Origin of the sequence: Chitinophaga agrisoli, assembly GCF_008386695.1 — a bacterium.
Lineage (GTDB): Bacteria > Bacteroidota > Bacteroidia > Chitinophagales > Chitinophagaceae > Chitinophaga > Chitinophaga agrisoli.
This window is the reverse complement of record NZ_VUOC01000068.1, coordinates 1-277: the sequence shown is the minus strand read 5'-3', so window position 1 is coordinate 277 and position 277 is coordinate 1. Positions and strand designations below refer to the sequence as shown.

Below are 277 nucleotides of genomic sequence, written 5' to 3'. Positions count from 1 at the left end.
GGAAGGATCCGGTGGCGGCAAAGCCAAGAAGAAGAAGTGGTCCAAAGGAAAAGTTCGTGACAAGTTGAACAACCAGGTGTTGTTTGATAAACCCACATATGAGAAACTGTACAAGGAAGTCCCACAGTACAAGCTAATCACACCTGCTGTCGTATCTGAAAGATTAAAGGTCCGAGGTTCCCTGGCGAGAAGAGCACTCATCGAGCTTAGGGAAAAAGGTCTCATCAAACAGGTAGTCCAACATCATGGGCAGGTGATCTACACGCGTGCGACCAAG

The 277-nt window shown here is 48.0% G+C and carries 1 protein-coding gene; it reads left to right on the top strand.

Going from position 1 to position 277, the window contains the following annotated elements; translation table 11 throughout:
• Nucleotides 1-277: eS25 family ribosomal protein (locus F0L74_RS34620; protein WP_149842231.1), on the top strand; the 277-nt coding region annotated here is incomplete at both ends.